This window comes from Vitiosangium sp. GDMCC 1.1324, assembly GCF_003044305.1.
In the GTDB taxonomy this organism is placed as follows: domain Bacteria; phylum Myxococcota; class Myxococcia; order Myxococcales; family Myxococcaceae; genus Archangium.
The window spans coordinates 588,275-612,887 of the sequence record NZ_PZOX01000005.1 but is presented as its reverse complement, the minus strand read 5'-3'; the positions used below and the strand labels follow the sequence as shown (position 1 = coordinate 612,887).

The following is a 24,613-nucleotide window of genomic DNA, read 5'->3' as shown; positions in this document are numbered from 1 at the left end:
TTTACGGCACTGGAAGGCGAGGTCGGGAAACGCGAAAGGGCCCCGGGTCCAGAGACCCGAGGCCCTCTCGTATGGAGAAGCCAGGGATGGGTTACGCGGCCTTCGCCGAGCCCTTGCCGAAGCTCAGCGCGTCCTTGCTCACGTCCACCACGATGTGGTCTCCGGGCACGTACTCGCCGCCCAGCACCTTCAGCGCCAGCGGATCCATCAGGTACTTCTGGATGGCCCGCTTCAGAGGCCGGGCCCCGTACGTCGGGTCGTAGCCGCGCTCGGCGAGGAACGCCTCGGCCTTCTCCGTCAGCTCCAGCGTCAGCCGCTTGTCCGACAGCAGCTTCTGCAACCTCGCCACCTGGATGTCGACGATGCTTTGGATGTCCTTCTTCCGCAGTGGCTCGAAGATGATGATCTCATCCACGCGGTTGAGGAACTCCGGCCGGAAGTGCTGGCGCAGAATGCCCAGCACGTCGTTGCGCGTCGCCTCGTCCAGCTCCTCCTTGCCCGCCATCCCCTCCTGCAGGGCCTGCGAGCCGACGTTGCTCGTCATGATGAGCACCGTGTTCTTGAAGTCCACGGTCCTCCCCTGGCTGTCCGTCAGCCGGCCCTCGTCGAGGATCTGCAGCAGCATGTTGAAGACGTCCGGGTGGGCCTTCTCGATCTCATCGAACAGGACCACCGTGTACGGCCGGCGCCGCACCGCCTCGGTGAGCTGACCGCCCTCCTCGTAGCCGACATACCCCGGAGGTGCGCCCACCAGCCGGGCTACGGAGTGCTTCTCCATGTACTCGGACATGTCGATGCGCACCATCGCGCTGTCATCGTCGAAGAGGAACTCCGCCAGCGCCTTGGCCGTCTCCGTCTTTCCCACGCCCGTGGGGCCCAGGAAGATGAACGAGCCGATGGGGCGGTTGGGGTCCTGCAACCCGGAGCGCGCCCGGCGTACCGCGTTGCTCACCGCCTCGATGGCGCTGCGCTGGCCGATGACCCGCTTCGCGAGCCGATCCTCCATGTGCACCAGCTTCTGGACCTCGCCCTCCATGAGCCGCGAGACGGGGATGCCCGTCCACTTGCCCACCACGGCGGCGATGTCCTCCGCGTCCACCTCCTCCTTGAGGAACTTGTGGCTCTTCTGCAGCTCGGCCAGCTTCGCGTTCTGCTGGGTGACCTCCTTCTCCAGGCCGGGGATGACGCCGTACTTGATCTCCGCGGCCTTGTTGAAGTCGCCCTGCCGCTCGGCCGCCGCCTGGTCGTTCTTCGCCTTCTCCAGCTTCTCCTTCAGCACGCCAATCCCGCTGATGGCCTTCTTCTCCTGATCCCAGTGGGTCTTCAGCGCGTTGAAGCGCTCGTTGAGGTCCGCCAGCTCCTTTTCAATCTGCGCCAGCCGCTCCTTGGAGTGCGGATCCTTCTCCTTGCGCAGGCCCTCGCGCTCGATCTCCAGTTGGGTGACCTTGCGCCGCACGTCGTCGATCTCCGTGGGCATCGAGTCGATCTCGATGCGCAGGCGGCTGCATGCCTCGTCGACGAGGTCGATGGCCTTGTCCGGCAGGAAGCGGTCGGAGATGTAGCGGTTGGACAGGTTGGCCGCCGCCACCAGCGCGGAGTCCTGGATGCGCACGTGGTGGTGCACCTCGTAGCGCTCCTTGAGGCCTCGCAGGATGCTGATGGTGTCGTGCACCGTGGGCTCGCCCACCATCACCGGCTGGAAGCGCCGCTCCAGGGCCGCGTCCTTCTCGATGTGCTTGCGGTACTCGTCCAGCGTGGTCGCGCCGATGCAGTGCAGCTCACCGCGCGCCAGGGCCGGCTTGAGCATGTTGCCCGCGTCCATCGCGCCCTCGGCCTTGCCCGCGCCCACCAGGGTGTGCAACTCGTCGATGAAGAGGATGATCTCCCCCGCCGCGTCCGCCACCTCCTTGAGCACGGCCTTGAGGCGCTCCTCGAACTCGCCGCGGTACTTGGCCCCGGCCACCATCGCGCCCAGGTCCAGCGTCACCAGCCGCTTGTTCTTCAGGCCCTCGGGCACGTCTCCGTCGATGATGCGCCGCGCCAGGCCCTCGACGATGGCCGTCTTGCCCACGCCCGGCTCACCGATGAGCACCGGATTGTTCTTCGTGCGCCGGCTCAGCACCTGGATGCAGCGGCGGATCTCCTCGTCCCGGCCGATGACGGGATCCAATTTCCCGGCCCGCGCCGCGTCCGTGAGATCCCGCCCGTACTTCTCCAGGGCCTGATAGGTGGACTCGGCGTCCTGGCTCGTCACCCGGCCGGTTCCGCGCACCTCCTTCAGGCTGGAGAGCACGCGATCGCGCGTCACGCCCGAGGACTTCATCACCTCACCCACGGCCCCCTTGTCCTGCGTGAGGGCCAGCACCAGGTGCTCGCTGGAGATGAAGTCGTCCTTGAGGGACTTGGCCTCGTCCTCGGCCTTGTCGAAGACCTTCAGCAACCGCTGGCTGAGCATGGCGCTCTCGCCGCCCTGCATGCGTGGCAGTTTCTGGAGCGCCTCGCCCAACCGGGAGGCGAACAGCTTGACATCCACGCCAATCTTGCGAAGCAGAGGCTCGACGATGCCGTCCTTCTGTCCGAGCAGCGCTGTCGCCAGGTGCTCCGGTTCGTAGTTCGGATTCTCGGCGCGCCGGGCCAGCGACTGCCCTTCTTGAATGGCCTCTTGGGCCTTGACCGTGTATTTGTCGAGTCGCATGAACCCAACGTAAGGGCCGAAGATCCCTTGGCAAGGACTCGGGGGGCCCTTGCGTTTCACTGATCGCGCGTGCCTGGATGTTTGGAGCCGCGACGGACTTCCAGGCTCTCCGGGAGTTGCCTTTGTGCGGTCAGTCCGGGTATATGGCCCGAGTACCGGGGGGGCGTCCACTGGAAGCGCACGGCGGTTATCTCATCCGAGTTGAATCCCTGGGTGGCCTGCGGTTGATGGCGCTGGCCCGGCAGGCGCTCGTCGAGGACGGCGCCGCGGAGGACACCCTGTTGTCGGTGTCCGTCTACCGCCGGCGCAAGATCATCCGGCTGGCCCTGGACGGCCCCCACTCCGCGGGGCGCCGGGGCTCGCACTGGTACAGCGAGCACCATGCGCTCGCCCGCCTGCTGTCCCGCGCGGCGGGCGTCACCGTGCACTCCTACGTGTATGACCCTCAGGAGTACGAGGAGGTCATGACCTTCGGAGGGGGCCACCACGTGGGCGGGGAGCGGCTCCAGTACGAAGAGGTGGAGCTGCCCGAGTGCCTGGACGGGGAGTTCGACGACGAGGCCTTCGCGCGGATGCAGTCGCGCTGGCCGATGGGCCACCTGGCATGGGTGTACGGGGTGGAGCGCGAGCTGCTGTTGCAGCTGCACCGCATGCAGGGGACGCGGCTGGCGATCGACGGCTCGGGGCCGGAGTCGGAGCCGCCCCTGGAGCAGTTGCTGAGGGGCGTCGCGGCCTGACTCAGTCCTCTTCCTCGGCGAGGTCGCCGTCCTGGGCGCTGATGGCCTGGCGGACGCGCTCGCTGCGGAAGTACTGGCCGAGCAGGGCGAAGGTGCCGGCGACGAGCGCCGTGAGCATCACCGTGCTGGCCGATACGATCCAGGGGATGACCTGGAGGTGATCAGAGGCCGGGCCCTGGAACTCGGGGAGGGTCTTCATGGCCTCGGTGAGGACGGGGCCCATGCGCCGGGCCACCACGGCCCCTTGGGCGCCATCGATGGTGCGCAGCAGGGCCGCGGCGATGGCGGCGCCTCCGAACATCCGGCGCATCCGCTCCAGGGGGAGCCCCTCGGGCCGGAGCATGCGGCCGGCGGACACGAAGACGAGGGCGCAGGCCACCGACAGGGCTCCGAGCACCAGTGAGCGCGGCTCGCGCATGGACTCGAGCGCGGCGAGCTGGGCCTTGGAGATGCGCGCGTCGATGGCCGGATCGCCCACGATGGAGAAGTGCGACGAGCCGCTGGCCTCCTTGAACTCCGAGAGCCGACCGAGGCCCATGGACTCACTGAGGGCGAAGAAGCCCGTGAAGGCCGAGAGCACGAGGCCCACGAACGCCGCGAAGCGGATGCCCCGCGGCAGGCCCGGGGCAGGGGAGGCGGGAGAAGTCACCGCTTGCTCGCCTCCACGAAGCGCAGGCGCAGGTCGGCCAGGAGGTTCTCGAAGAGCTGCTTCTCCTCGGGCGTGAGGTTGCCGCGCGTCTTCTCGTGCAGCATCCCCAGCAGATCCAGGCTCTGACGGGCGAGCACCAGATCCCGCTCGGAGCGGCCCGTCTCCGGGTTGGGCGCCTCACCCAGGTGGATGAGGGCGCTGGAGGCCAGGCCGATGAGGAAGGTGCTGAAGGTGATGGGGGCCTCGGGTGCGTTCTGCCGCGCCTCGCCCCGCATCACGAAGGTCTCTCCGCGCTTCTCCTCGCTCATGGCGTCACTCTTCGGTCTCGGAGTCCTCGTCCTCGCCCTCGCCCTCGTCCTCGTCGTCCTCGAAGTCGTCCTCGTCGTCCTCGAGCTCGTCGTGCATCACCGTCTCCACGGGGACGGACTTCTCGGCCACGTCCGGCAGGGACTCGATGTGGCGCTGGTACGCCTTCTCGTCCAGCTCGCCGCTGCGCTGGTAGCGCTCAGCCGTGCGCTTGTCGAGGTACTTGGGGTTTGTCGTGTTGGCCATGTTCAACTCCTCGGAATCTCTTGGAAAAGGGCGCGCCACCTTATAGCAGGGCTACCCTCTGTCAACGCCACTGAACCCACACCCGTCCGGAGCCGATGAACGCCCCCGTCCGCCCGTCCCTTCCCCGGGGACTGTATGTCCTCTGTGATGACACCGTGCGCCCCGAGCTGCCACTGGGGGAGAAGGCCGCCCGATTGCTCGCTGGAGGGGCACGGGTGGTGCAATTGCGGATGAAACGCACCCCGCTGAGGGCGGGGCTGGCCGCGGCGCGCGAGGTGGTGGCCGCCTGCCGGCGCGCGGGGGCGGTGTGCCTGGTGAACGACCGGGTGGACCTGGCGCTGCTGGCGGGGGCGCATGGGGTGCACGTGGGGGATGAGGATCTGCCCCCGGAGGCGGCGAGGCAACTGCTGGGCCCGGAGGGGCTGGTGGGGGTGACGGTGCGCAACCTGGCGGATGCGCAGGCGGCCCGGGCGGCCGGGGCGGACTACGTGGGCCTGGGGCCCGTCTTCGGCACCACCACCAAGCAGGTGCCCGCGCCGGTGCTGGGGCTGGTGGGATTCGCCGCGGTGGCCCGGGTGAGTCCCCTGCCGGTGGTGGGGATTGGCGGGGTGAAGCTGGAGAACATCGCGGAGCTGGCCGCCACCGGGGCGTACGGTGGAGCGGTGGCCTCGGATGCCCTGCTCGCCGAGGACATTGCCGAGCGGGTCCGGCGCCTGAGCGCCGCCTTTGACAGGGGCGCCCAGGGGGCTAGCCTCGCGGCCGGAGACGCATGACGCACAAACCACATGGCCATGGCCAGCCGCCACGCAGGCCCAACATCGGCATCACCCCGGACTTCAGCGCGAGCCGGCCGGACTCGCAGTTCTCGTACTACGAGCTGAAGGTGCCCTACGCGGACGCGGTGCTGCGTGCGGGAGGCCTGCCTTTCGTGCTGCCGTACTCGGACGAGCTGGCGTGCGTGGATGCGTACCTGGATCGCATCTCCGGGCTGCTCGTCACGGGCGGGGCCTTCGACATTCCGCCCGAGGCCTATGGCGAGACGGCGCGCGAGGGAATGGGGCCGCAGAAGGTGTCGCGCACGGCCTTCGAGACGGCGCTGATGCGCGGGGCGCTCAAGCGCAACATGCCGGTGCTGGGCATCTGCGGGGGCATGCAGCTGCTCAACGTGGTGCTGGGCGGCACCCTGTATCAGGACATCGGCCGCGAGGTGCAGGGCGCGCACGAGCACGAGCAGAAGCATGACCGGACCCATCCGCAGCACCCGGTGGAGGTGAAGGATGGGACGCTGCTGGCGGAGGCGCTCGGCAAGGGACAGCTGATGGTGAACTCCACGCATCACCAGGCGGCGAGCCGCACGGGCGCGCAGGTGGTGGTGAGCGCGGTGGCGCCGGACGGAGTGGTGGAGGCCATCGAGTCGGCGCAGTACGCCTTCGCGCTGGGGGTGCAGTGGCATCCGGAGCTGATGCTCCACACCATTCCCGCGCACGTGGGCGTGTACCGGATGTTCATCCAGCGAGCGCGCGAGCACCGGCGGTGAGCGGGGTGCCGCGCGTGTTGTTGTGCGCGGGCCACGAGCCCACGGGCCGGGCAGGGCTGCTGGCGGACGTGGCCGCGGTGAGGGCGCTCGGTGGGGCGCCGGTGGCGGTGCCCTCCGCGCAGACGGCGCAGGGGCGGGGAACCTTCCTGTACCAGCCCACGCCGCCGCGCGTGCTGCGGGCCCAGGTGAAGGCGGCGCTCGAGCTGGGGCCGCTGCATGCGGTGAAGCTGGGGCAGGTGCCCGGGCCGGCGCTGCTGGCCGCGCTGCGCGAGGCGCTCGAGGGCGTGGACGCGTGGTGGGTGGTGGATCCGGTCGTCCGGACATCGAAGGGCGAGCCGCTCTCGAAGCTGACTCGGCGGCACTATCTGGCGCTGGCGGGGCCGAAGGTGGCGCTCACGCCCAATCTGGACGAGGCGGCGTGGCTGCTTGGCGGGGGCGCGGTGCGCACGGTGGAGGAGGCGCGCGAGGCGGGGAGGGCGCTCGTGTCACACGGCTTCGGGGCGGTGCTGGTGAAGGGCGGGCACCGGGCCACGGGAGCGGTGGATGTGTTGGTCCTGCCGGGCCGGGACGTGGTGCTGGAAGGGGAGCGGCTGGAGCGCCCACCCGAGCGCCGGGGGACGGGGTGCCGGCTGGGCTCGGCCTTCGCGGTGGAGCTGGGGCGGGGCAAGACGCCCACGGCCGCCGCGCGCCGGGCGAAGCGCTACGTGACGCGCTACCTGCGCACCGGCCGCGACTGAGGTTCCGCACTCCATCTCCGACGAGGCCACGCGGAGGTTGGGGCGGCCAGTAGGATGCGCCGCCATGAGAGCCAGATTCTCGCGAGAGGTCGCCGCAGCGGGTCTGCCGTCCGGCCCCGGGCCCGCCGAGCCCGTCACCGAGGCTGACATTTCATCGCTGCCCGAGCCGGTGCGGCGCTACTTGCGGTTCATGGGCGTGGTGGGGCGTCCGAGGGACTGGTCCTTCCGCGCGGGCGTGACCGGGCGCTTCCGGCTCGGACCCGACCAGGCCTGGAAGGCAATGGAGGCCTGGCAGTACAACACGCGCCTCGAGATCGCGCGCATCTTCCATATTCGGATCTGCTTCTTGGGCCTCGTGCCGGTGCTCGCCCGGGACACCTATCTTCGGGGCGAGGGCCGGATGCTCGTCAGGCCGCTCGACCTCTTCACCGCCGAGGACGCCAGGGGGGCCGAGCTCGATATCGGTGAGCTGGTGACCTATCTCAACGACGCCATCCTCCTGGCACCGTCCCTGGTGCTCGGTTCGGAGAGCTCCTGGAGCGCTGTCGACGACAGGTCCTTCGATGTGGCCCTCACCGACCGGGGGCGCACCGTGACCGCCCGGGTCTTCCTGGATGAGCGTGGCGCACCACGCGACTTCAGCACCACCGATCGCTTCTGCCAGGACCCCCACGATCCCAAACGGCCGTTCGTCCGAACGCGTTGGACGACTCCGATCGACGGTTGGCAGGAGCTCAACGGACGTCCGGTGCCGACGTCGGGCAGGGCCGTGTGGCACCTGCCGCAAGGGGACTTCGCCTACGTGGAGATGCGTTTCTCGGAAGGCAGCCTGGCGTTCAACGTGCCGCCCGGAGGATGAGGCCTCCCGCGTCCCAGATGGCTGTCCTCGCCTCCCTTCTCTGTCAGACCCGCATGGGAAACAGGGGCTCCGAGCAGGGGAGAGCAAACATGGCCATCCAGAATGAGCGACGCCTGCGCGAGCTGCTCCAGATTTCGTCCGGAGCCTCGGTGCCCGACGACAACAGGCCCGAGTATTGGGACGAGACCTTCATGCGCCTGGGACGTGGGTACGGGTTCGACCCGGAGGCGGGCGAGTACCCCGTGGATCATGAGGACCTGTTCAGGGATCTGCTTCCGCTCGTGTCGCCGCTGTTGAATGGGGCGAGGTTCACGCAGGTGCTGCCGGGCGAAGGCGACGTGGAGCAGGAGGCGAGGGCCCTCGGCCCGGCGGACGCAGCCGACGAGGACGGCGGACTGAACAGCCGGTACACGCTGCGCCTGCGCCACGGGGGGCGGCGCTACAGCGTCACGTTCCACGACATCTCGGACTACTACAACATCAACGCGGTGCTGGCCCTGCTGAACGCGGCGCTGGAGGCGTGTGGCACGTCCCTGCGGTTCTTCGGCTTCGGTGACGTGGTCATCTTGGGGCCGCTGCAGGGCGTGCAGCAGGCCATGCGCGAGGGCTTCATCCCCGGCTTCGAGGGGGAAAGCATCTTCGAGGACTGGGAGATGGAGGAGCTCGACGCCTGGAGCGAGTCCGGGGACACGCCCGAGTCCCTGGTGAGACAGCTCGCGAAGGGACGCGACCGCGTGCGGATCTCGCTCGTGGTTTGAGCGGTGGAGCCCGGGGCCTACTCGGTACGGGCCCGGCTCTCGAAGCGCGTGTACTCGGCGAGGAAGACCAGATCGATGTCGCAGATGGGACCGTTGCGCTGCTTGGCGATGACGAGCTGCACGGGGATCGCCGTGGTGGCGCGCTGCTCTCCGCCCTCGCCCTCCGGCTGGTCCTCGCGGTGGATGAACATCACCACGTCGGCGTCCTGCTCGATGGCGCCCGACTCGCGCAGGTCCGAGAGCATCGGCTTGCCGCCCTTTCGCTCCTCCACCTTACGGCTGAGCTGCGAGAGCGCGATGATGGGCACCTCCAGCTCCTTGGCCAGCTGCTTGAGCGCGCGGGAGATCTCCGCGATCTCCAGCTGGCGGCTCTCCACCTTGCCCTTCTGGTGCATCAGCTGGAGGTAGTCGATGACGATCAGCGACAGCCGTGGGTCCCTCTGCTTGAGCCGGCGCGCCTTGGCGCGCAGGTCGAACGGGGACAGGCCGCCCGAGTCGTCGATGTAGATGGGGGCGTTGTAGAGCTTGCCCGCCATCTCCTGGAACTTCTCCTCGTCATGAGGGGTGAGCCGGCCGCCGCGCAGCTTCTTCATGTCCACGCGCGCGCTCGAGGCGAGCAGACGCATGAGCAGCTGGTCCGCGGGCATTTCCAGGCTGAAGATGGCCGCCGCCTTGGGCTCGTCCGCCAGGCCCACGTGCGTCGCGATGTTCATCGCGAAGGACGTCTTTCCGCAGCCGGGGCGCGCCGCGAGGATGAGGAGCTCGCCACCGTGCAGGCCCGTGAGCGCCTGGTCCAGGTCGGCGTAGCCGGTGGACAGGCCGGTGATGCCCGTCGTCGCGCCCTTCATCTTGTCGAGCAGATCGAGCGTGTGCTCCATCAGCTCGCTGACGGGCCGCAGGTCTCCCACGCGCTTCTTCTCCGCGAGGAGGAAGACCTTGCGCTCGGCCTCGTCTAGCAGGGCGTCCAGCTCGCCCGTTTCCTGGCTGGCCAGCTCCTGGATCTCCCGCCCCGCGCCCGCCAGCCGCCGCCGGATGGCCTGGTCCTTGACGATCTTCGCGTACTGCACGGCGTTGCCCGGCACGGGCACCACCTGATCCAGGCTCATCAGGTAGGCCGGGCCGCCCACCGCCGCCAGATGCCCGAGCACCTTCAGCTCCTCGGCCAGCGTCAGGTGGTCCACCTGCCGCGAGGAGCCGGTCAGCTTGAGCATCGCCTCGAAGATCTGCGCGTGCGCTGGACTGGCGAAGTCGTCCGGATGCACCACTTCCGCCAGGCTGTCGAGGAGCGAGTTGTCCGCGAGCACGGCGCCCAGCACCGCGCGCTCGGCGGCGAGGTCCTCGTGAGACCTGCGTCCGCCCGTCCGAATGTCGAGGATGTTGTCCATGGCTACCCGCCGGCCAGTCTACAGGGTCTGCTACAGGTCTGTAGGGGAGAGACCCTGGCAGTCGCCTCTGACACACCCGAGGCTTCTGGACCGGCACCCTCCCGCAAATGGAAGGGCCGCCCGGGGTTGAGTCCCGGACGGCCCTTGACTTCACAGCGGGATGGAGGATCAGGCCTCCGCCGCAACCTCGACCTTGATCTTGGCGATCACGTCCCGGTGCAGCCGCAGCTCCACCTCGTACTGACCCGTGGCCTTGATGGGCTCGGCCAGGTGCAGCTGGCGGCGATCCACCGTCTGGCCCTGGGCGGCGAGCGCCTCGGCGATGTCCAGCACGGTGACGGAGCCGTACAGCTTGTCCTGCTCACCCACCTTGCGGCGGATGGTGACCTTCACCGAACCGAGCTTCTTGGCCTGCTCCTCGGCGGCGCCCTTCAGCTTGGCGTTGCGCGCCGAGATGACGGCCCGCTCGTGCTCGAGCTGGCGCACGTTCTGCTCGGTGGCCAGCACCGCCATCTTGCGCGGCAGCAGGTAGTTACGGCCGAAGCCGTCCTTCACCGTCACGAGCTCACCGGACTTGCCCAGGTTCGCGACGTCCTCACGAAGAATGACCTTCATGTGATGTCTCCGTTGGTACGTAGGCCGGGCGATCAGCCGACCATCGCGTTGTAGGGAAGCATCGCCAGGCCGCGCGAGCGCTTGATGGCGGTGGCCACCTCACGCTGGTGCTTGGCGCAGTTGCCGGAAATGCGGCGGGGGATGATCTTGCCGCGCTCGGTGACGAAGTACTTCAGGGTCGCCTGATCCTTGAAGTCGACCTTGGCGTTCTTCTCGGCGCAGAAGCGGCACACCTTCTTGCGGCCAAAGCCGCGGCCACCACCACGCTTCTCTTCATCGCCCCCGGCGCCGCCGCGACCACCACCGTCCCGGTCGCCCCTGTCCCTGTCCCTGTCCCCACCGCGGGGAGCGTTCCTGTCATTGCCGATCATGAGTGTTCTCTCGTCTCTGGATTGGGTCCGTGGAAGACGACCTCGGGGGCACTAGGCCTCCTCGGTGCCCTCCTCCTCCGACTCAGCGCCCTCGTCAGCGGCCTCGGCGCGCTCGGCGGAAGCCGCGGCACCCGGGCGCGTCTCCTCGACGTCGCCGGCCAGCTTGAGGTCCTCGAGCACCGGACGGGTCTCGGGGTCCACCTCGTCCGCCAGCTTCACCGTCAGGTAGCGCGTCACCTCGTCGTAGATGCGGAGGTTGCGCTCCACCTCGGCGACCAGGGCAGTGTTGCCCAGGAAGTCGGCGTGCACGTAGATGGCGCGGGGCTGCTTGGCGATGGGGTAGGCAGTCTTCTTCTTGCCCCACACCGTGAAGCGGATGACCTTGCCACCCTCACGGTTGACGATGCCGCGGACGCGCTCCTTGAGCTTGTCCACGTTGTCGTCAGTGAGGTCCGGCTTGACCAGGAAGATGGTCTCGTACTCACGAAGCCGCTTGGCGGCCTGCGTCTCAGCCATGTTTCTCTCCCCTTGGGGTTGAGTGCCCCCCGGTTGTCCGAGGAGCGGGGAAACGGTCGGCCGGTCCAAGGGGGACCGTCCGCCGGGAACGGGAAAACCGCGCGCCCGTCTCCCTCGCGCTTCGTCCCGGATGCACGCACCCGGGATGATGGAAAAGAACAGTCCTGCCCCGCCGAGCCTTCCAGCGAGCAGGGAGGGGCCTTCTACGAGGGGCCAGACCCCGAGTCAAGGCGCCCGCTTGTTGTAGCGGTTCATGGCCGTGGCCAGCCCGTCGCGCACCCAGGTCTCGGACGCGTCCGCCGCCTGGGCGATCAGGTCGTCGAGCTGCCGGCGCTCGCCATCGTCGAAATTGGACAGCACGTAGTCGGCCACCCGGTCCTTGGCGTTGGGGCCCTGGGGCTTGCCGATGCCGAAGCGCAGGCGGATGAAGCCGTCCGCCCCCAGGGAGGAGACGCTGCTCTTGAGCCCGTTGTGGCCGCCGCTGCCCCCGCCCGCCTTGAGCTGCAGCCGCCCGAAGGGCAGGTCCAACTCGTCGTGGATGACGAGGATGTCCTCCACCGCCACCTTGTAGAAGCGCGCCGCCTCGGCCAGCGAGCGGCCGGACAGGTTCATGTACGTCTGCGGCTCCAGGAAGAGGACCTTCTCGCCGCCCAGGGTGCCCTGGCCCACCCGGGCCTGGAACTTCTCGTGGTTGAGGTCGGCGCGAGCGCGCGACAGCAGCGCCTCCACCACCATGAAACCGATGTTGTGACGGTGGCGCTCGTACTCGCGCCCGGGGTTGCCCAGTCCACAGATGAGCTTCATGGCAGACACTCCGAAAAACAGACGGGGCCAGCCCCCCTTCGGGCTGACCCCGCGTGTACGGCAGGAGGAAGAAGACTACTTCTTCGCGCCGGCCGCGGGCTTGGCCGCAGCGCCGGCCGCGGGCTTGGCCGCAGCGCCGGCCGCGGGCTTGGCCGCAGCGCCGGCCGCAGGAGCCGCCGCCGCAGCAGCCGCAGCCGCCGCGGGAGCCGCCTCGACCGCGCCCTCGGGCGCGCTGACGACGGCGATGGTGTAGTTGACGTTGGTCTTCACGACCACGCCCTCGGGCAGCTTCACGTCGTTGATGTGGAGCGCCATGGCGATCTTCAGCGGCGTCACGTCCACCTCGATCTTCTCGGGGATGGCGCGCGGCTTGGCGTAGACCTCGAGCTCGCGGCGGGCCTGGGTGAGCAGACCACCCTCGGCGACGCCCTCGGCCCGGCCGGTGAGCACCAGGGGCACGTTCACCTTCACCTGATCGTCCTCGCGCACGGCGATGAAGTCCACGTGGAGGATCTCACGGGTGACCGGCTCCTGCTGGTAGTCCTTGAAGAGGACCTGCTGCTCGGCACCCACGCCCTTGAGGGTGATGAGGGTGTTGAGCTTGTGCGGGGTGTTGATGGCCTGGCGCACGGCCTTGGGGTCGACCGCGATGGACAGCGGCTTCTCCAGGTGCTTGCCGTAGACGACGGCGGGCACCAGGCCCTGGCTGCGCAGACGGCGGGCGGCGCCCTTGCCGGAGCCCTCGCGCGTCTTGACCTCAAGCGTGCTCTTGTCGATGGACATGGATTTCCTCGGTGGGGGACTGCGATGTGACCCCGCCGGAACCCCGGCGCCTCTGGCATCCCGCCCCCGTGGCGGGCCCCGAGACGGCGCCTTGCGAAAAGGAAGGGCCGGCGTGGTGTGGGTGCGACATGCCAGCGCGGACGGCCAGAGTCAAGCCGCCCGGCGGGCAGGGGCGCCCTTCTCCGTCAGACGAAGAGGGAGCTGAGCGAGTCGGCGCGGTGGATGCGCGCGATGGCCTCGCCGAAGAGGCGCTCGGTGGTGAGCACGCGCACCTTGCCGGTGGCCTGGGCGGCGGGCGACAGGGGGACCGTGTCCGTGAAGACGACCTCATCCAGCACCGACTCCTGGAGGCGCTGGTTGGCGGGTCCGGAGAGGATGGGGTGGACAGCGTAGGCCACCACCCGGCGCGCGCCCCGCTCCCTCAGCGCGGCGGCCGCCTGGGTGAGCGTGCCCGCGGTGTCCACCATGTCGTCCACCAGCACCGCGTCCTTGCCCTTCACGTCTCCAATGAGGTTCATCACCTCGGAGGAGTTGGGCCGCGGCCGGCGCTTGTCGATGATGGCGAAGCCGCAGTTGAGCCGCTTGGAATAGGCACGCGCCCGCTCCACGCCGCCCGCGTCCGGCGACACGATGACCAGGTCCTGGGTGTCGGGGAACTTCTTGCGCAGGTCCTCCAGGAACACCGGCGAGGCGTAGAGGTGATCCGAGGGGATGTTGAAGAAGCCCTGGATCTGCCCCGCGTGCATGTCCATGGACACCACTCGCGTGGCGCCCGCCACCTCGAGCATGTCCGCCACCAGCTTGGCGGTGATGGGCGTGCGCGGTGCCACCTTCCGGTCCTGCCGGGCGTACCCGTAATACGGGATGACCGCGTTGATGGAGCCGGCGCTCGCGCGCTTGAGCGCGTCGCAGATGATGAGCAGCTCCATCAGGTGATCATTGGCCGGAGGGCAGGTGGACTGGACGATGAAGACGTCCAGTCCGCGCACGTTCTCGCCAATCTCCACGTGGATTTCTCCATCGGAGAAGCGGCCTACGTGCGCCTTGCCCAGCGGACGCTTGAGGTAGTCGCAGATCCGGTGGGCCAGACCCGGGTTGGAGCTTCCGGTGAACACCTTGAAGTCGCGCGGCTGCATGGGCGCGCTACTAGCGCGCCCCGTGGCGGAAGGGAAGCCCCTTCCACCGGACCGTCCGACCCGGTGCTCAGTCGTGCTCGGCAGCGACCAGGAAGGAGCTCGCCCCCCCGTTTGCCGTCTGCTGGTGCTGGTGCCGCTCGTACTCCAGCAGGATGGTGCGCTCCATCTGGTTGCGCGTGTCGGCGTTGAGCGGATGGGCGATGTCCTTGTACGTCCCGTCCTTCCGGCGCTTGGCCGGCATGGCGATGAACAGGCCAGACGCGCCGTGAATTACCTTGAGATCCCGGATGACGAAGCAGTGGTCCAAGGTGATGGTCACGTAGGCCTTCAGCTTATCCTCGTCGACCGGGTACACCTTGACGTCGGTGATGTTCATGGTCCCCCCCCGGACCCCTGAGGTCCGAGCTAGCAGGCAGACTGAGACAGACCGACCCGGAAAATCAAGTCTGTCGGGGCTTGTTGTGCGTCAACCAACGCTTCGGTGACACATGTGGGCCAGGAACGCCAGGTGGTAGATGTCAATGACGGTGTAGAGCGCGGCCCCTGCCTGGATCGCCCGCTGGCTCAGGCGCATGGAGCGGTGCAGGCACAGCAGCGTCAGCCCCAGGCTCACGATGACGAGCTTCACGCCCATGAAGGCCAGGGGCGAGTGCTCGTAGGCCAGCCGCATCAGCGGATTGAGCTCCTCGGCCGCATCCAGCTGTAAAAAGGTGAGGGTGAAAAGCCCATCCAGCAGGTTGAGCACCAACAGCAGGACCGCCGCGGGAGAGATGTGAAAGGAAGCTCCCTCGATACCTGCCCAACGCGTTTCTTGAGTCGTCGCCGCCACCCGAACCTCCCCGTTGGAATCCGGGCGGGGTTCTTCAAGATGCTTGCCAACGTGGCAGGGCGAGGGCGGGCGGGCGCCGCGCGAAGTGGGGGGATTTTGAAAGTTGACGTGCCAGGAGGGGCGTGACAGAGGAGACCCGCGCTCCCGCACAGACCCCGATCGAGTCCTGCTCGTGCATCAATTTCCCACAGATATCGGGTGGATAGAGGTCATCTGCGGCTCGATGTACTCCGGCAAGACGGAGGAGCTGATCCGCCGCATCAAACGTGCGGTGTACGGCAAGCAGGTGGTCCAGGTCTTCAAACCGAAGCTGGACACCCGCTACGACGAGACCCAGGTCGTCAGCCACTCCCAGTTGAAATTGACCTCCATCCCCATCGAACGGGCTGAAGAAATTTTCCTTCACCTGTCTCCCCGTACCCAGGTGGTGGGCATCGACGAGGTGCAGTTCTTCGGCGCCGAGGTGGTGACGGTGTGTGAAGCACTGGCCAACCGGGGGATGCGCGTCGTCGTCGCGGGACTGGACCAGGACTACCAGGGACGTCCCTTCGAGCCGATGCCGCAACTGCTGGCGATCGCCGAGTACGTGACGAAGCAGCTGGCCATCTGCGTGGTGTGCGGAAATCCGGCCAACCGCTCGCAGCGTCTGGTGGACAGCGGGGAGCGGGTGGTGGTGGGCGCCGCCGGGGCCTACGAGGCGCGCTGCCGCAAGTGCCACCGCGCCGAGCCCACCGAGGCCACGCCTCCGCAGACGCTCGAGTTGTTCAAGTTGTGAAGCCCTCCGAGGCCCCGCCATGCGCGACACCCTCTACGCCAACGTCCCCTTCCAGTTGAGCGAGATGCCCCACCGGTATGGCGCCAACGTGCACCTGGTGGGCAACCCGTTCCTGCTGTCGCAACTGGCGAAGCTGTGCGCCAAGGGCACCGTGCAGCCGGAGATCAACCGGCTGGTGGCGCTGCTCTACACGGACCTGGTGAAGACCGTCATCAACGCCGAGTTCCCGCGCAAGATGGTGGCCCTGCCCACGCGGATGATCGATCACACGCCTCAGGGCATGTACCAGGGCGAGGTCATCGACCCGGACGTGCGCGCGGTGACGGTGAACATCGCCCGCGCCGGCACGCTGCCCTCGCAGGTGACGTACGATCTGCTCAACACCACGGTGGACCCGGCGCTGGTGCGCCAGGACCACATCATCATGAGCCGGATGATCGACGCCAAGGAGACGGTGGTCGGGTCGAACATCGGCGGGGCGAAGATCGGCGGGGACATCGACGATGCCATCGTCCTCTTCCCGGACCCCATGGGCGCCACCGGCGGCAGCCTGTGCACAGCGGTGTCCATGTACAAGGAGAAGGTGCCCGGCACTCCCCGGCGCATCCTCAGCCTCAACCTGATCGTCACCCCCGAGTTCCTGCGGAGGATTTCCCGCGAGCATCCGGATGTGGTGGTGTACGCGCTGCGTCTGGACCGCGGGCTGTCACCGCCGGAGGTGTTCGGCACGGTGCCCGGCGAGCTGTGGGAGAAGGAGCGGGGGCTGGATGACCGGCAGTACATCGTCCCCGGTGGCGGCGGCTTCGGGGAGATCATGAACAACGCGTACGTGTAGAGGTAGGACCGTGGCTTTCTACGAGCAGGACGTCGGCATCCACATCGATGAGCAGAAGCTCCAGGCGCGCGTGCGCGAGCTGGGCGCTCAAATCACCCGTGACTACCAGGGCAAGGAGCTGACGCTCGTCATCGTGCTGAAGGGCTCGGCATTCTTCGCCATGGACCTGGCGCGCTACGTGGATCTGCCGCTGACGATCGAGTTCCTCGGAGTGTCCTCGTACCAGGGCGGCACCGAGACGACGGGCGAGGTGCGCATCACCACCGACGTGAGCAAGCCCATGGCGGGCAAGCACCTGCTCGTCATCGAGGACATCATCGACACCGGGCTCACCATGAGCTTCCTGCTGGAGAACCTGCGGGCCCGCCACCCAGCGTCCCTCAAGGTCTGCTCCCTCTTGGAGAAGCCGGCGCGCGCTCGCACTCAGATTCCCATCGACTACAAGGGCTTCGTCATCGACGACGTCTTTGTCGTGGGCTATGGGCTCGACTACGCCGAGCGCTACCGCAACCTGTCCTTCATCGGCGTGATGAAGGGGAAGTAGTCCCTCGCGCTCTCTCCAGAAGCACGCTTCACTCGGAGGCGACTCCGAGTGAGCGCCACTTCGAGCCTCAGGCGCGCCGGGCCCTCGCACCGGCCGTCTTCTTTGCCACCGTTTTCTTCGGGGTGGCCTTCTTCGCGGCGGGCTTCTTCGCCGCGGCCGGTGCGGACTTCCGCGCCGGTGCGCTCCGGGTCCTGGCGGGCGCAGCCTCCGGCTTATCCGTCTTCGGCGCCGTGGTGCCGCCGAGTTGCGCCACGAGCTTCTTGGGGGCCACCGCGCGGTAGCTCTCGTCGAGCCACTTGCGCAGCATGTCGAGCGGGGGCGTGTCTCGCGCGCCGAAGTTGGCGGAGACCCAGCCACTCTTGCCCAGGCCGTACCCCGTCGGCTGCACGAACGGCAGCATCAGGGCCGCGCCGTTCGACTCCGGCAGCTTCACGGATAGCGAGAAGCCCTCGGTGCTCAGCCCCATGAAGATGAAGGCCTTGCCCTTCACCTTGAGCGTCCGGTGCCCCCACGGGAAGTCCTCGGTCACCTCGGGGTAGCTCATGCCGGCCTCGCGCAGGGCCATCTCGAACGGCACGAGTCTCTTCATCTCGGGGGGAACCGGGGTCATCGACATGGGGTCGTCTCCTCGTGAGGCCCCACGTATACCGCACGCGGGCGCGGAGTCAGCGCGCCGTGCCCGTCCCGGGTTGCTCCGTCCCGGCGGGGTGCTGCTGCGTTTCACTGTCCGTGGTTCGCACCCCCGGTTTCTGCTCCGGTGCCGCCGGCGCCGTGGCCCCGGGCGTCGTGGCTCCGGGCGTCTGCTGTGGTGCGGCCGGCGGGGGAATGGGCGTCTCGGCCGGCGTCGAGGCACCGCCGGGCTCGAGCAGGCTGGCATCCACGGCTCGCAGCGCCTTCTCCAGCGCCTGCGCCGCCGGGCCCACCGTGCTGAGCATCTGGTTGGCCCGCTGCGTGTTCCGGTTCCGGCTCTCCGCCGCCAGCTTCAGCTGCGTCAGCGCCTCCGTCACGTTCCGCCGCGCCTCCTCCAACTGCTGCCTCGCCTGGAAGAAGGACACATCCGCCTTCATCGTCTCCAGCGTGCGTCGCTGCTCCTCCGTCAGTCCGGAGAGGAGCTCCGCGCGCCGCAGGTAGTAGAGGCCCTTCGCCAGCAGCTCCGGGTCGTCCGACTGCACCTTCGGCTGGGCGAGCCCCTCCAGCACCGGAAAGAGCGCCCGGTCCAGCTCCTCCCGCTCCCGGAAGGGCCGCTCCATCAGGAATGAGACGTCCCGGCCCTCGACGGAGAGGGGGGCATAGGCGTCCGCCAGCCGCCCGTCCCCGGGCTGGTAGGGCACCGCCCCCATGGGCAGCATCCGCCCCTTCATCACCACCAGTTGCCCGTTCTCCAGGGCCAGGGTGAAGGTCCGGGCGTTCCGTTCCGATAGGAGGAAGGCCACCAGCCCGCCCAGGCTGAGGATGAGAAGGGTGACGAAGAGCCTCGTGAAGGCGCTCGTGGCCCGGCGTCCGAAGCTGGGCCGGTTCTGTTGCGGGTTCATCATGGGATTCATGTCGCTTGCTCCCCAGACGTCCGGGCGGCGAGGCGATTTCCCGGCCTCGGCGCTTTCCTTGGGACAACCGTTCCCGGGGCTATACTCGGCCGTCCGACTTCATGCATCCCACATTCCGCCGCCTGGGGACCAGCGAGCTGTTGCCCCGGTACATCTTCGCGGAGAGCCTCTTCGCACGCCGTCGTGTGCTGGAGGTGGACGCGGTCGCCACCACCGGCGGCGAGAGCGCGCGCTTCCTCCTGGAGCGCGGCGCCCGCACCGTCGTGGCCTGTGACGCGGACCTGAAGGCGGTCGAGTCGGCCCAGAAGGCCCACGGCAGCGCCACGCTGCGCTACCGCGCCAACGTCTACGACGACCTCGAGCCCGGCAGCTTCGATCTGGTCCTGGTGGCCGACCTGGCCCCCTATGTGCGCGCCCCCGCGCTGTTCGCCGAGCTGGCCCGGCTCGTGAGCCGTCAGGGCTACCTCATCGGCGGCCTGCGCAACGCGGCGGGCCTGGCCCTCTGGCAGCTCATGGATGTGGAGGAGGGCGTGCCGCCCACGTATGGGCAGTTGCTCGACGCGCTCTCGCCGCACTTCCCCCACGTGGAGGTGGCCACCCAGTCCCCGGTGCTGGGCTACCAGCTCGCCTTCGAGAAGGGCGATGGGCTCCAGGTGGACGGCACCCTCATCCGCGGCAGCGAGGCGGCCTACTTCGTGGTGGTGGCCAGCCTGGAGCCGGCTCGCATCGTGGACCCCACCTGGGTCCAGCTTCCTCCCGAGCCGCTCGCCTTCACCCGCGGCAAGCTGGACGAGGTGGTCCAGCGCGCCAAGGGCTGGGAGGAGCGCACCGGCCGTCTCAAGGAGTCCCTCACCCGGCTGCGCGCGGAGCTGACCGACCGCGAGACCGAGCTGGCCCAGCTCAAGCCCTCGCTGGAGATCGCCCGCGACGACGTGGCCCGGCTCACCGCGCAACTGGAGCAGGCGCGCGGCACCCCCGAGTCCACCCGCGAGCGCGATGAGCTGTCCTCTCGGCTGCGCCGCACCGAGCTGGAATTGCAGGTGGCCCTGGAGCGCGTGACGGACGCGGACCGGCGCCTCACCCAGCAGCGGCTGGAGCTGGAGGCTGCCGAGCGCGCCCGGAAGGAGGCCGATGTCCAGGCCCTGGGCGCCCAGGAGGCGGTTCGGCTGGAGCGCGCCCGCCGCGAGGAGCTGAACACCACCCTCGAGGAGTCGCGCGAGCGTCTCACCCAGACATACACCCAGCTGCGCGAGCTGCAGGACGAGCTGGCCGGCCTGCGCGTCGAGCGCGAGAAGGACAGGCTCTCGGCGGAGCGCGCCCGCGAGCAGTCCGACGATCTGCGGCGGCAGGTGGAGGCGGCCCGCGAGCGGGAGCTGCGCATCGCCGAGCAGTACTCGACGGCGCTCGCCGCGGTGGAGCTGCTCAAGTCGGACGTGGCCCGGGCCGACGCGGCGCGCGAGGCGGCGGAGAAGTCCCTGCGCCTGCAGGACGCGGACCTGGCGCGCATGTCTCGCGAGCTGGAGGACAGCGCCCGCCGTGTGTCGGCCGCGGAGGCGGGCCGGCGGGACGCGGAGCTGCGGCTCACCGCTCGCGAGGCCGAGTGGCGTGGACTGGACACGGAGCTCACCGCGGCGCGCGCCAGCGTGGAGCAGCTCTCGGCCGAGGTGGAAGCCCGCTCGCGCGCCGAGGCGAATGTCCGGGCGGCCGCGGCCCAGCTCGAGCAGACCGTGCACGAGCTCCAGGGGCGTCTGGCCTCGCTGGACGAGGAGCGGGTCCGCGCCGCCGTGGAGCTGGAGGAGTCCATCGACGAGGAACGTCGGCGCGCCGAGGAACGGCTCGCGCAGGCGGTCGCGGTGGAGCGGGCGAGGGCGGAGAAGGCCGAGGCCGAGGCCGCTCGGGAGCTGGCCGCGCGGGAAGCCCAGGAGCGCCGCGCCGAGGGGCTCGAGAACCAGGTGGCCGTGGAGGCCGGTGCGCGTGAGGAGGCCGCGCGGGCCCTCGCCGAGCTGGAGGCGCGGCAACAGCAGTGGGCCGACGAGCGCGGTGCCCTGCGCAGGCGCGTGGTGGAGGCCGAGGCGATGCTCGCGGAGTTGGAGCGGGTTCGTGCCTCGGACGTGGACTCCATCTCCCGGCTCGATGCGGCACTCAAGGCGACCCAGGGCTCCATCGCGGCCGAGCAGCAGGCCCGGGCGAAGGCCGACGAGGAGCGCGAGCAGGCCCTGGCCGAGCTCGAACTCGAACGGCAGGGCAGGGCGCGGCTGGAGGAGGCCGTGTCGCGGGCTCAGGCGGAGCTCGAGGCGGAGCGGCAGCTCCTGGAGGAGGCCCGGGACTCGCTCTCGCGGACCCGTGCCGGGCTCGAGGCCGAGCGGCAGCTGCGCATCGAGTCGAACGAGGAGGGGGCTCGCACCCGCTCCGAGCTCGAGGAGGAGCGTCAGCAGCGGACCCTGGCGGACGAGCTCCTCACGCGGGCCCGGGCGGCGCTCGAGGCCGAGCGGCAGCGGATCACCCAGCTCGAGTCCGCGCTGGAGTCCGCACGGCAGGCGCATGGGGCCTCGGAGGAGTCCTTCGTCCAGGTGCGCACCGAGCTCGATACCGAGCGGCGGCAGCGCACCGAGGCAGAGGAGTCGCTCGCGGCTGTTCGAGACGAGCTGGAGGCGGAGCGCGAGGGCAGGACGCGTTCCGAGGAGTCGCTCGCGGCTGTTCGAGACGAGCTGGAAGCGGAGCGCGAGGGTAGGACGCGTTCCGAGGAGTCGCTCGCGGCTGTTCGAGATGAGCTGGAGGCGGAGCGCGAGAGCAGGACGCGTTCCGAGGAGTCGCTCGCGGCTGTTCGAGATGAGCTGGAGGCGGAGCGCGAGAGCAGGACGCGTTCCGAGGAGTCTTTGGCGCTCGTCCGGGCAGAGCTCGATACGGAGCGGCGGCAGCGGGCCGAGACCGAGGCCTCGTTCGCGGCGGAGAGCCAGAGCGCGGATGCCTTGCTGTCCCAGGTGCGTGCCGGGCTCGACGCCGAGCAGCAGGCGCGCGCCGAGGCGGAACGCGGGCTCGAGGAGCTGCGCTCGGCGCTGGAGGAGACGCGGCAGGAGCGCTCGGCGCTGGCGGCGTCGCTGGCCGAGGCGGAGTCCACCCTCACCGAGACGCAGCGGGAGCTGGAGTCCGAGCACTCCGGACGTGTGGCCCTGGAGCAGTCCCTGGCCGAGGCGCGCGCCGATCTGGAGTCCGCCCAGGCGGGCGCGGACGAGCGCGAGCGGACCCGGCTCTCGGCGCTGGAGGCGGCCCGTGAGGAGTCCTCGGCCCTGCGCACGGAGCTGGAGTCGGCCCGCCGAGAGGGGACAGCGCTGGGCGAGTCCCTGGCGGAGCAGAAGCGACTCGTCGAGGAGCTCCGGGCGAACCTGGAGTGGGAGCGCGGCACGTCCTCCGAGGTGACCGCCAATGCCCAGGCCCGCGAGACGGCCCTGCGGGAGCAGGTGGAGCAGACCGAGGCCCGGCTCGCGGAGGCCCGGGCACGCGAGGAGTCCAGTGCCGCCGAGCGCGAGGCTCGCAAGCGCGACGCGGTGGAGGCCCGGGTCGAGTTGGAGGGGCTCCGGGAGGACCTCGGGAAGAAGGACCAGGAGCTGGAGGCGCTGCGGGCCCAGGTGGCGCAGTTGGATGCCGCTCGCTTTCAGGCGCAGCAGGCCTCCATGGCGCTCCAGCAGGCCCACGGAGCGCTGCGGGACAGGGACCAGCACCTCGCTCACCTCCAGAAGGAGCTGTCCGAGACCCAGGCCCGGCTCGCCTCCGAGCACGAGCAGATGGAGCTGCTCACCGTGCAGCTCGAATCGGCGCGGCGCATCGCGGGCAAGGCGCCCTCGCTCGAGTCCGCCCTCCAGGAGGAGCGTGAGGCACTCGCGTCCGCCCGGGCCGAGCTCGAGAAGGCGCGCACAGGCCTGGAGACTGCTCACGAGGACCTGGAGACCCTTCGCGCCGAGCTGATCCAGGCGCGGGAGGAGCACCAGGCGGAGCGGGAGCGCGTCTCCACGGCGGAGCGTTCGGCGGGCGAGCTCGAGTCCCGGCTCGCGGAAGTCCGAGCCGAGCTGGAGGCCTCGAAGACGAGCCAGGCCGGGCTGGAGGCCCAGGCGGAAGAGGCCGAGCGGCACGCCCGGGAGCGCGAGGCCTCCCTTCAGACGAAACTGTCGGAGCTGGAGGCCCAGGCGGAAGAGGCCGAGCAGCAAGCCCAGGAGCGCGAGGCCTCCCTTCAGGCGAAGCTGTCGGAGCGGGAGACCCAGGCGCAGGAGGCCGAGCAACAGGCCCGGGAGCGCGAGGCCTCTCTTCAGGCGAAGCTGGTGGAGCTGGAGGCCCAGGCGGAAGAGGCCGAGCGGCACGCCCGGGAGCTCGAGGCTTCCACGCAGGCGAAGCAGGCCGAGCTGGAGGCTCGGGCGGAAGAGGCGGAGCGGCGGGTCCGGGAGCGGGACAGCTCCACGCAGGCGGTGCAGGAGCAGTTCGCGAGGCTCGAGGCGGAGAAGGGGACGCTCGTCTCCGAGCGCGAGCGGCTCAACTCGGATCTCACGGTGGCCCGGGCGGCCCGCATCCGGCTGGAGGGCCGGGTGACGGCGTTGGAGGCGGCCTCCGCCGAGGCGGTGAAGTTCCTCGAGGCCGAGCGCGCGGAGAAGACGAAGCAGGCCCAGGCGGCCGAGGCGCTGACCGCCCGCATCAAGGCCCTGGAGACCGAGCGGGCCGCACTGCGAGAGAAGGTCGAGCATCTCCAATCGCGCAAGCCGGTCTCGGACTCCGAGGCCATCCTGGAGATGTCCGAGGAGGTGGAGCGGTTGCAAACGGAGGTCGACACCCTCCAGGCCACACTGTCCGAGCGCGACGCGGCACTGGCGGAGCAGAAGCGCCGCCTGGAAGGGCAGGACGCTGAGCTGGCCGCCTCGAAGCGCCTGTCCGCCCGCAAGGGCGCGGATACGGTCCAGGACATCTATGCTCGAGCCAACGCTGAGCTGAACGCGGTGAAGAATGAGTTGCTTCGCCGCCCCAAGGGGGGCACATCCGCTCCAGCGCCCGCGTCCACCCCGAAACCCGATGAGCAGGACTGAAGCCAGGCGACGAGCATGAGCACTAGCGCAGAGTTCTTCTTCAAGTACCACGGCCTTGGCAACGACTTCATCGTGCTGGATCGCCGCCAGAGCGGAGCGGACATCGACGCGGAGTTCTCGCGGTGGCTCTGCGATCGGCGCCAGGGGGTTGGCGCGGACGGGGTCCTCTCTCTGCTGCCCTCGGACGCCGGCATGGCGCGGATGGTGGTGCACAACGCCGATGGCAGCATCGCCGAGATGTGCGGCAACGGCCTGCGCTGCGCCGTGAAGTATCTCGTGGACAACTCTGGCGAGAAGCCCGAGCGCGTCGACGTGGAGACGGGGGCCGGGATCCTCTCGTGCGCACCGGGGTATGGCGTGGATGGGGTGGCCTCGGTGGAACTCTCCATGGGGCCCGCGCGGCTCGTCGCCGCCAACCTGCCCTCCGGTGCCACTGGTCAGCCCTTCGTCGATGCGCCCGTGCCCGGCCACTCCGGGCTGCGCGGCTACGCCGTCAACATGGGCAATCCGCACCTGGTCCTGCTCGACCGGCCCCTGGAGGACGCCGGCCGTCTGGGCCCGGATCTGGAGCGGCACCCCGGCTTCCCGGAGCGCACCAACGTCGAGTTCGTCCGGGTGGACAAGGACGGCCTGACCGTCGTGGTGTGGGAGCGGGGCTGTGGCCTCACCCAGGCCTGTGGCACCGGGGCCTGTGCGTCCGCCGTGGCGGCGGTGCTCGCCAAGAGGCTGCCGGCGGATGCCTGGCTGCGCGTCACCCTGCCGGGCGGGGACCTGCACATCCGTGTCCCCTCGGACCTGTCGGACGTCCGCCTCCGGGGCCCCGTGGCCTTCGTCTTCACGGGCGTTGTCCCGGATCTCCCGGGCCGGTAACCTCGGACGTCCACTC

At 69.4% G+C, this 24,613-nt stretch carries 26 protein-coding genes; 11 read left to right on the top strand and 15 right to left on the bottom strand.

The window, feature by feature from the left end:
- Window positions 1-91 precede the first annotated feature (91 nt).
- Window positions 92-2,695 (bottom strand): ATP-dependent chaperone ClpB, encoded by a 2,604-nt coding sequence (clpB, locus tag DAT35_RS18505; protein ID WP_108068338.1) that lies wholly within the window; start codon window positions 2,693-2,695, stop codon window positions 92-94.
- A 143-nt stretch (window positions 2,696-2,838) separates the two neighbouring features.
- Here clpB and DAT35_RS18500 point away from each other — a divergent pair, with 143 nt between their 5' ends.
- Window positions 2,839-3,432, top strand: coding sequence for a hypothetical protein (locus DAT35_RS18500; RefSeq protein WP_108068457.1), 594 nt, complete (start codon window positions 2,839-2,841; stop codon window positions 3,430-3,432).
- Between the two features lies 1 nt (window position 3,433).
- Here DAT35_RS18500 and DAT35_RS18495 read toward each other — a convergent pair whose 3' ends face one another.
- From DAT35_RS18495 to DAT35_RS59005, 3 genes are read right to left on the bottom strand one after another with little or no spacing between them, the layout of a single operon-like run.
- Complete coding sequence (locus tag DAT35_RS18495) at window positions 3,434-4,081, bottom strand: hypothetical protein (RefSeq protein WP_108068337.1); 648 nt, start codon at window positions 4,079-4,081, stop codon at window positions 3,434-3,436.
- Complete coding sequence (locus tag DAT35_RS18490) at window positions 4,078-4,389, bottom strand: DUF1844 domain-containing protein (protein WP_108068336.1); 312 nt, start codon at window positions 4,387-4,389, stop codon at window positions 4,078-4,080. The genes DAT35_RS18495 and DAT35_RS18490 overlap by 4 nt, the downstream gene beginning before the upstream one ends.
- Before the next feature lie 4 nt (window positions 4,390-4,393).
- Window positions 4,394-4,633: a hypothetical protein gene (locus DAT35_RS59005; protein WP_158501768.1), complete on the bottom strand. Its 240-nt coding sequence runs from the start codon at window positions 4,631-4,633 to the stop codon at window positions 4,394-4,396.
- Between the two features lie 95 nt (window positions 4,634-4,728).
- Here DAT35_RS59005 and thiE point away from each other — a divergent pair, with 95 nt between their 5' ends.
- From thiE to DAT35_RS18460, 5 genes are all read left to right on the top strand, one after another.
- Entirely contained in the window at window positions 4,729-5,406 is a 678-nt protein-coding gene (gene thiE / locus DAT35_RS18480) for a thiamine phosphate synthase (protein WP_108068334.1), read from the top strand.
- Window positions 5,403-6,170, top strand: coding sequence for a gamma-glutamyl-gamma-aminobutyrate hydrolase family protein (locus DAT35_RS18475; RefSeq protein WP_108068333.1), 768 nt, complete (start codon window positions 5,403-5,405; stop codon window positions 6,168-6,170). The genes thiE and DAT35_RS18475 overlap by 4 nt, the downstream gene beginning before the upstream one ends.
- The gene (locus DAT35_RS18470) at window positions 6,167-6,907 is read left to right on the top strand and encodes a bifunctional hydroxymethylpyrimidine kinase/phosphomethylpyrimidine kinase (RefSeq protein ID WP_108068332.1); all 741 of its coding nucleotides are present in this window, start codon (window positions 6,167-6,169) and stop codon (window positions 6,905-6,907) included. The genes DAT35_RS18475 and DAT35_RS18470 overlap by 4 nt, the downstream gene beginning before the upstream one ends.
- Before the next feature lie 64 nt (window positions 6,908-6,971).
- A complete protein-coding gene (locus tag DAT35_RS18465; RefSeq protein ID WP_108068331.1) occupies window positions 6,972-7,766 on the top strand; it encodes a DUF6544 family protein in 795 nt (264 codons plus the stop codon).
- Between the two features lie 89 nt (window positions 7,767-7,855).
- A complete protein-coding gene (locus DAT35_RS18460; protein ID WP_108068330.1) occupies window positions 7,856-8,524 on the top strand; it encodes a hypothetical protein in 669 nt (222 codons plus the stop codon).
- Window positions 8,525-8,541: 17 nt separating this feature from the next.
- On the opposite strand, the gene dnaB is transcribed toward DAT35_RS18460, so the two are convergent.
- From dnaB to DAT35_RS18415, 9 genes are all read right to left on the bottom strand, one after another.
- Window positions 8,542-9,909 (bottom strand): replicative DNA helicase, encoded by a 1,368-nt coding sequence (gene dnaB / locus DAT35_RS18455; RefSeq protein ID WP_108068329.1) that lies wholly within the window; start codon window positions 9,907-9,909, stop codon window positions 8,542-8,544.
- Between the two features lie 168 nt (window positions 9,910-10,077).
- Entirely contained in the window at window positions 10,078-10,524 is a 447-nt protein-coding gene (gene rplI / locus DAT35_RS18450) for a 50S ribosomal protein L9 (RefSeq protein WP_108068328.1), read from the bottom strand.
- A 32-nt stretch (window positions 10,525-10,556) separates the two neighbouring features.
- Window positions 10,557-10,895, bottom strand: coding sequence for a 30S ribosomal protein S18 (rpsR, locus tag DAT35_RS18445; RefSeq protein ID WP_108068327.1), 339 nt, complete (start codon window positions 10,893-10,895; stop codon window positions 10,557-10,559).
- Between the two features lie 51 nt (window positions 10,896-10,946).
- Complete coding sequence (gene rpsF / locus DAT35_RS18440) at window positions 10,947-11,411, bottom strand: 30S ribosomal protein S6 (RefSeq protein WP_108068326.1); 465 nt, start codon at window positions 11,409-11,411, stop codon at window positions 10,947-10,949.
- Window positions 11,412-11,636: 225 nt separating this feature from the next.
- Entirely contained in the window at window positions 11,637-12,215 is a 579-nt protein-coding gene (gene pth / locus DAT35_RS18435) for an aminoacyl-tRNA hydrolase (protein WP_108068325.1), read from the bottom strand.
- Window positions 12,216-12,290: 75 nt separating this feature from the next.
- Window positions 12,291-12,998: a 50S ribosomal protein L25/general stress protein Ctc gene (locus tag DAT35_RS18430; RefSeq protein ID WP_108068324.1), complete on the bottom strand. Its 708-nt coding sequence runs from the start codon at window positions 12,996-12,998 to the stop codon at window positions 12,291-12,293.
- 185 nt (window positions 12,999-13,183) lie between these two features.
- Entirely contained in the window at window positions 13,184-14,134 is a 951-nt protein-coding gene (locus tag DAT35_RS18425) for a ribose-phosphate pyrophosphokinase (protein WP_108068323.1), read from the bottom strand.
- Between the two features lie 67 nt (window positions 14,135-14,201).
- Window positions 14,202-14,510, bottom strand: a complete 309-nt coding sequence (gene spoVG, locus DAT35_RS18420; RefSeq protein ID WP_108068322.1) for a septation regulator SpoVG — start codon at window positions 14,508-14,510, stop codon at window positions 14,202-14,204.
- 90 nt (window positions 14,511-14,600) lie between these two features.
- Window positions 14,601-14,963, bottom strand: coding sequence for a DUF5658 family protein (locus DAT35_RS18415; RefSeq protein ID WP_108068321.1), 363 nt, complete (start codon window positions 14,961-14,963; stop codon window positions 14,601-14,603).
- 172 nt (window positions 14,964-15,135) lie between these two features.
- On the opposite strand from DAT35_RS18415, the gene DAT35_RS18410 reads away from it, so the two are divergent.
- From DAT35_RS18410 to hpt, 3 genes are read left to right on the top strand one after another with little or no spacing between them, the layout of a single operon-like run.
- Window positions 15,136-15,738, top strand: a complete 603-nt coding sequence (locus tag DAT35_RS18410) for a thymidine kinase (protein ID WP_108068320.1) — start codon at window positions 15,136-15,138, stop codon at window positions 15,736-15,738.
- Between the two features lie 19 nt (window positions 15,739-15,757).
- On the top strand, window positions 15,758-16,573 hold the full coding sequence (locus DAT35_RS18405; protein WP_108068319.1) for a uracil phosphoribosyltransferase: 816 nt from the start codon (window positions 15,758-15,760) through the stop codon (window positions 16,571-16,573).
- A 10-nt stretch (window positions 16,574-16,583) separates the two neighbouring features.
- Window positions 16,584-17,117 (top strand): hypoxanthine phosphoribosyltransferase, encoded by a 534-nt coding sequence (gene hpt, locus DAT35_RS18400; protein ID WP_108068318.1) that lies wholly within the window; start codon window positions 16,584-16,586, stop codon window positions 17,115-17,117.
- 67 nt (window positions 17,118-17,184) lie between these two features.
- On the opposite strand, the gene DAT35_RS18395 is transcribed toward hpt, so the two are convergent.
- Together DAT35_RS18395 and DAT35_RS18385 are read right to left on the bottom strand one after the other, a co-directional pair.
- Window positions 17,185-17,733, bottom strand: a complete 549-nt coding sequence (locus DAT35_RS18395) for an MmcQ/YjbR family DNA-binding protein (protein ID WP_108068456.1) — start codon at window positions 17,731-17,733, stop codon at window positions 17,185-17,187.
- A 49-nt stretch (window positions 17,734-17,782) separates the two neighbouring features.
- On the bottom strand, window positions 17,783-18,661 hold the full coding sequence (locus tag DAT35_RS18385) for an IF-2 protein (RefSeq protein ID WP_199242933.1): 879 nt from the start codon (window positions 18,659-18,661) through the stop codon (window positions 17,783-17,785).
- A 101-nt stretch (window positions 18,662-18,762) separates the two neighbouring features.
- Here DAT35_RS18385 and DAT35_RS58200 point away from each other — a divergent pair, with 101 nt between their 5' ends.
- Both DAT35_RS58200 and dapF read left to right on the top strand, forming a co-directional pair.
- Window positions 18,763-23,727 carry a methyltransferase domain-containing protein gene (locus DAT35_RS58200; protein ID WP_146209766.1) on the top strand — a complete coding sequence of 1,655 codons (4,965 nt, stop codon included), beginning with the start codon at window positions 18,763-18,765 and terminating at the stop codon, window positions 23,725-23,727.
- Between the two features lie 15 nt (window positions 23,728-23,742).
- The gene (gene dapF / locus DAT35_RS18375) at window positions 23,743-24,597 is read left to right on the top strand and encodes a diaminopimelate epimerase (RefSeq protein ID WP_108068317.1); all 855 of its coding nucleotides are present in this window, start codon (window positions 23,743-23,745) and stop codon (window positions 24,595-24,597) included.
- Window positions 24,598-24,613: the final 16 nt, after the last annotated feature.

Excerpts from the sequence above, each read along its gene's own strand:
- DAT35_RS58200 (WP_146209766.1), top strand. The coding sequence starts at position 18,763 with ATGCATCCCACATTCCGCCGCCTGGGGACCAGCGAGCTGTTGCCCCGG.
- DAT35_RS18490 (WP_108068336.1), bottom strand. The coding sequence starts at position 4,389 with ATGAGCGAGGAGAAGCGCGGAGAGACCTTCGTGATGCGGGGCGAGGCG.
- DAT35_RS18460 (WP_108068330.1), top strand. The coding sequence starts at position 7,856 with ATGGCCATCCAGAATGAGCGACGCCTGCGCGAGCTGCTCCAGATTTCG.
- rplI (WP_108068328.1), bottom strand. The coding sequence starts at position 10,524 with ATGAAGGTCATTCTTCGTGAGGACGTCGCGAACCTGGGCAAGTCCGGT.
- DAT35_RS18475 (WP_108068333.1), top strand. The coding sequence starts at position 5,403 with ATGACGCACAAACCACATGGCCATGGCCAGCCGCCACGCAGGCCCAAC.
- spoVG (WP_108068322.1), bottom strand. The coding sequence starts at position 14,510 with ATGAACATCACCGACGTCAAGGTGTACCCGGTCGACGAGGATAAGCTG.
- dnaB (WP_108068329.1), bottom strand. The coding sequence starts at position 9,909 with ATGGACAACATCCTCGACATTCGGACGGGCGGACGCAGGTCTCACGAG.
- DAT35_RS18430 (WP_108068324.1), bottom strand. The coding sequence starts at position 12,998 with ATGTCCATCGACAAGAGCACGCTTGAGGTCAAGACGCGCGAGGGCTCC.
- DAT35_RS18425 (WP_108068323.1), bottom strand. The coding sequence starts at position 14,134 with ATGCAGCCGCGCGACTTCAAGGTGTTCACCGGAAGCTCCAACCCGGGT.
- rpsR (WP_108068327.1), bottom strand. The coding sequence starts at position 10,895 with ATGATCGGCAATGACAGGAACGCTCCCCGCGGTGGGGACAGGGACAGG.
- DAT35_RS59005 (WP_158501768.1), bottom strand. The coding sequence starts at position 4,633 with ATGGCCAACACGACAAACCCCAAGTACCTCGACAAGCGCACGGCTGAG.
- DAT35_RS18385 (WP_199242933.1), bottom strand. The coding sequence starts at position 18,661 with ATGAATCCCATGATGAACCCGCAACAGAACCGGCCCAGCTTCGGACGC.
- DAT35_RS18500 (WP_108068457.1), top strand. The coding sequence starts at position 2,839 with ATGGCCCGAGTACCGGGGGGGCGTCCACTGGAAGCGCACGGCGGTTAT.
- DAT35_RS18465 (WP_108068331.1), top strand. The coding sequence starts at position 6,972 with ATGAGAGCCAGATTCTCGCGAGAGGTCGCCGCAGCGGGTCTGCCGTCC.
- DAT35_RS18395 (WP_108068456.1), bottom strand. The coding sequence starts at position 17,733 with ATGTCGATGACCCCGGTTCCCCCCGAGATGAAGAGACTCGTGCCGTTC.
- thiE (WP_108068334.1), top strand. The coding sequence starts at position 4,729 with ATGAACGCCCCCGTCCGCCCGTCCCTTCCCCGGGGACTGTATGTCCTC.
- DAT35_RS18405 (WP_108068319.1), top strand. The coding sequence starts at position 15,758 with ATGCGCGACACCCTCTACGCCAACGTCCCCTTCCAGTTGAGCGAGATG.
- rpsF (WP_108068326.1), bottom strand. The coding sequence starts at position 11,411 with ATGGCTGAGACGCAGGCCGCCAAGCGGCTTCGTGAGTACGAGACCATC.
- pth (WP_108068325.1), bottom strand. The coding sequence starts at position 12,215 with ATGAAGCTCATCTGTGGACTGGGCAACCCCGGGCGCGAGTACGAGCGC.
- clpB (WP_108068338.1), bottom strand. The coding sequence starts at position 2,695 with ATGCGACTCGACAAATACACGGTCAAGGCCCAAGAGGCCATTCAAGAA.
- dapF (WP_108068317.1), top strand. The coding sequence starts at position 23,743 with ATGAGCACTAGCGCAGAGTTCTTCTTCAAGTACCACGGCCTTGGCAAC.